Origin of the sequence: Sulfurimonas sp., from assembly GCF_032250635.1 — a bacterium.
GTDB lineage: Bacteria > Campylobacterota > Campylobacteria > Campylobacterales > Sulfurimonadaceae > Sulfurimonas.
Genome location: NZ_JAVVFL010000192.1, coordinates 1 through 4,110, shown reverse-complemented (window position 1 = coordinate 4,110; position 4,110 = coordinate 1). Strand labels below are relative to the sequence as shown.

6 protein-coding genes, 1 tRNA gene and 1 other RNA gene are annotated in these 4,110 nt (G+C 35.1%); 1 reads left to right on the top strand and 7 read right to left on the bottom strand.

From position 1 onward, the window contains the following. From gltX to rnpB, 7 genes are all read right to left on the bottom strand, one after another. The coding region (gltX, locus tag RQ763_RS10230) for a glutamate--tRNA ligase (protein ID WP_314152831.1) at positions 1-1,137 on the bottom strand (1,137 nt) is incomplete at its 3' end. A gap of 85 nt (positions 1,138-1,222) precedes the next feature. Next, positions 1,223-1,297, bottom strand: a tRNA-Glu gene (locus RQ763_RS10225). 92 nt (positions 1,298-1,389) lie between these two features. After that, positions 1,390-1,935, bottom strand: a complete 546-nt coding sequence (locus RQ763_RS10220) for a response regulator (RefSeq protein ID WP_314152829.1) — start codon at positions 1,933-1,935, stop codon at positions 1,390-1,392. A 114-nt stretch (positions 1,936-2,049) separates the two neighbouring features. Beyond that, entirely contained in the window at positions 2,050-2,262 is a 213-nt protein-coding gene (locus tag RQ763_RS10215; RefSeq protein ID WP_314152827.1) for a hypothetical protein, read from the bottom strand. A 219-nt stretch (positions 2,263-2,481) separates the two neighbouring features. Next, on the bottom strand, positions 2,482-2,682 hold the full coding sequence (locus tag RQ763_RS10210) for a hypothetical protein (RefSeq protein WP_314152825.1): 201 nt from the start codon (positions 2,680-2,682) through the stop codon (positions 2,482-2,484). 64 nt (positions 2,683-2,746) lie between these two features. Continuing rightward, complete coding sequence (locus tag RQ763_RS10205) at positions 2,747-3,094, bottom strand: hypothetical protein (RefSeq protein WP_314152824.1); 348 nt, start codon at positions 3,092-3,094, stop codon at positions 2,747-2,749. Positions 3,095-3,312: 218 nt separating this feature from the next. Continuing rightward, an RNA gene (rnpB, locus tag RQ763_RS10200) (RNase P RNA component class A) lies at positions 3,313-3,671 on the bottom strand. A gap of 175 nt (positions 3,672-3,846) precedes the next feature. Here rnpB and RQ763_RS10195 point away from each other — a divergent pair. Continuing rightward, a partial coding sequence (locus tag RQ763_RS10195; protein WP_314152822.1) for a TetR/AcrR family transcriptional regulator occupies positions 3,847-4,110 on the top strand: 264 nt, incomplete at its 3' end.

The window sequence follows — 4,110 nt, the reverse complement described above, 5'->3', positions numbered from 1 at the left end:
CTCAAAGTAGGGCGCATCTTTAACAATTTTAACTATTGTCTGGGCATACTCTTTAAACTCATCAGGAATATCTTTCTTGGCAAAGATAGAAGCTATTTTAGCTTTTAGCTCCTTAGTCGTATTTGACTCTTCAAGATATATTTTTGCAAGCTCTCCTATATTTTCATCGGCAAAACCGACATAGCGAGAGAGCTCTTTTGGCTCAAGCATTTTAATATGCTCTCTGTTTATATGTTTGAGCATATTTATATCAAAACGGGCAGGGGACTTTGCTATGTTTTTCAAGTCAAACCACTCTATAGCCTCCGCCAGATGAAAAATCTCTTTCGGCGGCTTGTTTCCCATCAGTATAAGATAGTTTGCGATGGCTGAGGGCAGGTACCCTTCTTCAAGAAGCCATTTAACACTAGAAGCATCATCTCTTTTGCTCATCTTCTTGCCGTTGTCGTTCAATATTATCGGCAGGTGTGCGTACTCTATATTTTTAGTATAGCCAAGCGCTTCTCTGATAAGAATCTGCTTTGGAGTGTTGCTAACATGGTCTTCTCCGCGAATAATCAGCGATACATCACTTAACATATCATCAACCGCACATGCAAAGTTGTACATAGGAGTTTTATCCTGTCTTAAAATTATGAAGCTGTCTATCTCATTGGCTTCAAATTTTATCTCGCCCTTGATATGGTCTTTTACGATGATGGCTTCCATTGGTTTTCTTATTCTTACCGTAAAAGGACTCTCGTTATCAATAACAAGCTCGTCCGGAAGGGATGCGCAAGCGTCGTCATATCTATATGCAGTTTTACTGTTTTTAGCTACTTCCCTTTTATTATCCAGCCACTCTGATGAGCAAAAACAGTTAAATGCTTTTAGCTCATGCAGAAGCTGCAGTGCCATAGCAGAGTGAAAACGCTTATTGTTGCTTTGATACATGACTTGAGAGTATTCGATGCCAAAAAGATTTAAAATATCAAGTATCTCCTGATCTTTGCCCTCTATATTTCTCTCTTTGTCTGTATCTTCGATTCTAATAATCAGCTCTTCATTTCTCTGTTTTGATACGATGTAGTTAAATATGGCAACTCTTAAATTGCCGATATGCATATCACCTGTGGGACTTGGCGCAAATCTTAACATTAAAATTCCTAAAATAGTTTTTTGTGATTTTATCTAACTTTAGCTGAGGAGATGTTTTATTTTGGATTGTTTTTAAATGATGAAGTGGTGACCCCGAGGAGAATTGAACTCCTGTAACATGGATGAAAACCATGGATCCTTACCGCTAGACGACGGGGCCACTTTTGTCAGTCTTGTTTACTGAGCCGAAATTATATAGATTTAATTCTTAATAAAGTATAAAATCCAGCCGACTCTGTAAACAAAAGGTATTTATTCGTAAAAATTGCGTAAAGCTCTTATTATTACGGCATTTTTAGAGATGCTCTCAGCCTTTGCGTTATCGTTTACGATTTCGTATAGATCCAAAGGAAGTGAGATTGAGAATGTTTTAGTCTCAATTTTCTTCTTTTTGTTTATCATAGATACAACACTTGATAATAATTCAATTATCTTTTTAGTATCTATTGGCTTTTGAATAAAGCTGTTTACACCGACTTCAATAGACTCAGATATCTTCTCAATATCGTTACTAGCTGAGATGACAATAATAATCTGACTCGGATTTATTTCACGAATTTTGCGTGAAAGCTCAATTCCGTCCATTTCAGCCATTATAATATCTACAAAAACTATATCAGGAGCTGATTTTGAATAGGCTTCAAGAGCTTCCTTTCCATTAAAACATGACTTAACATCAGCGAAAAAGTTTTTAAAAGTAGAGCTTAAAAGCTCGTTAGCTACTTTTTCATCCTCCACAACCATTGCGGTTAATTTCTTCGTTTCTTCGGTTAATTGAACTAAATCTACATTAGACATACAAAATCCTTCATTTAAATATGGAAGGATTATAGCAGATAATTGGGTAACAAATCAAACAGTAAATAATTGAATTGAATTAAAACAGAACTAAAAAGCACGAGTAGGGCATTGTTAATCATATTTTTTAAACTTTTCCAACCACTCCAAATCAGACCCGCCCTTCGAGGACTCTTCTTTTTGCCTAAGAAGAGAGTCCACAATACTCACAAGCGTATCTTCGTCCATGAACTCAAGCAAATCAGGATTGATTGAAGTCTTATGAATTCCCTCATAGCTATTAAGTAAATTTTGAATGTCTTGTATCAATTTATCTTTTCTGTTCATCTGTAATTCTCTTTATTTGTTGCATGTTTGTATTTAATATAAAAGTGTATTGAAAGTGTATTTAAATAGTACTGTTATTTTGATTATATCGAAAGAACATAATCCTGGTTAACATAATGTAAATTCTCTTGAAAATAGTTTTGCTCTATTTGGAACAGTTTAGCTCTGATATTAAAAAATATGACACTTACATTAGGTGCTTAACTACATAACACCTCTTTACTTTTCTATAGCATCTCTTTTTTTCTTATACTCCTCATCACCAATTTCACCGTTAGCATATTTTTTATCAAGTATCTCTTTAGCGGATAGTTCTTCTTTCTTTCTGCTATTTACAAAATAGACCAATGCCACAATAATTAATATTATAACTAACCATCCAAAGCCCATTCCGTAACCGTGTGTTCCATAATAATTCACAACATACCTCTTCTTATCTCAACAGATTTTGGTTACTGCAGGGTTCCTCCTGCAACAACTAGGTTTAACGGACAAATAGTCCTCTGATATAGCCCCATGGATTGAGATGGATTTCAAACTCATTTCCATTATTGTCTTTAACAATTGCTATATATACTACGCCCATTCGCACACGTTCTTTTTCAATTTTTGTTATTTCAAACCCTTTGAGATTATCCTTGATGTATTGGTCTAACATTTTTTTAGCTTTTACTTCCGGGATCTGTTCATAATTACTCTGTCTCTGATAACCCTGCCCCATCATCCCTTGACCAGGCATACCATAACCATCTTCCATCATTCCTTGACCCGGCATGCCATAGCCGTAAGATGGTTGCTGTCCACATCTATAATCCGTATCAGATTCTGCCATTAAAACCCGGTGTTCCCATTAGCATGATTGACATGCCTACTATTGTTAACTTATTCATAACGTATCCTTTTCTTTTGAGTGTCTGTAAAGATTGTAACTATAGTTTTTTAATATTAAAATAATTTATTATATAAGTCTTATTTTTTAAAATTAATTTAAACATACAATAGTATGGAAATAGGTTTTTTGCAAATGCTGGTATTGACTATTTGTTGAAGGAGGTAGGCACAACATAAGCCGAGTTTTGTTTTGATAGTATTAATCTACTTTACTATTTACATAGTAACTCTAGCGAAACAGTAGCATAAGAAGAGTTCAGTGTTGCCACCGTAACTCTTCCCTTAAGACGCTGACCATCTGTTTCTTGCTGCCATGTTGGGTTTACAAGCTCTCCATATTGCTATAGAGACTGGTGGGCTCTTACCCCACCCTTTCACCTTTACCGCTATAAAGCGGCAGTCTACTCTCTGTTGCACTTTCCCTCGTATTGCTACGGCCATTAGTTAAATGGAACACTGTCTTATAGCAGCTCGGACTTTCCTCTTGAAATCAATCAAGTAACTATCTGTTGCACCTGCAAAATTGTACAAAAAACTTGCTTTAAGTATGTTTTTTAACAATATGAACAGTTGTTCTTTAAACAAAGTTATTTAAAGAACAACTGTTCATGTACTCTAAGGATAAATTAACACTTGTTCATATATAATTTTATTTAAATTAACAGTTGTTCATATACTAAAAAAGGTTGCAAAATGCCCGAAAATACGACGATTCCAAAGAAATCAAATACAAAGCAAAAGATCATAAAAGCTTCATCTACTCTCTTCTCTGAGCATGGTTACAAGGCTACAAGTGTAAGAAAAATTGCTTCAGCGGTGGGAATAAGAGAGAGTGCTTTGTATAATCACTTTAAAAACAAAGAGGAGATATTTCTTTGTGTCGCAAAGGAGATATTCACCACTCCATTCTCTGAAGATAGTGCTGATATAAAAGAGTCTGCGTTAAAAGGAAAGGCT

Excerpts from the sequence above, each read along its gene's own strand:
- RQ763_RS10215 (WP_314152827.1), bottom strand. The coding sequence starts at position 2,262 with ATGAACAGAAAAGATAAATTGATACAAGACATTCAAAATTTACTTAAT.
- RQ763_RS10220 (WP_314152829.1), bottom strand. The coding sequence starts at position 1,935 with ATGTCTAATGTAGATTTAGTTCAATTAACCGAAGAAACGAAGAAATTA.
- RQ763_RS10205 (WP_314152824.1), bottom strand. The coding sequence starts at position 3,094 with ATGGCAGAATCTGATACGGATTATAGATGTGGACAGCAACCATCTTAC.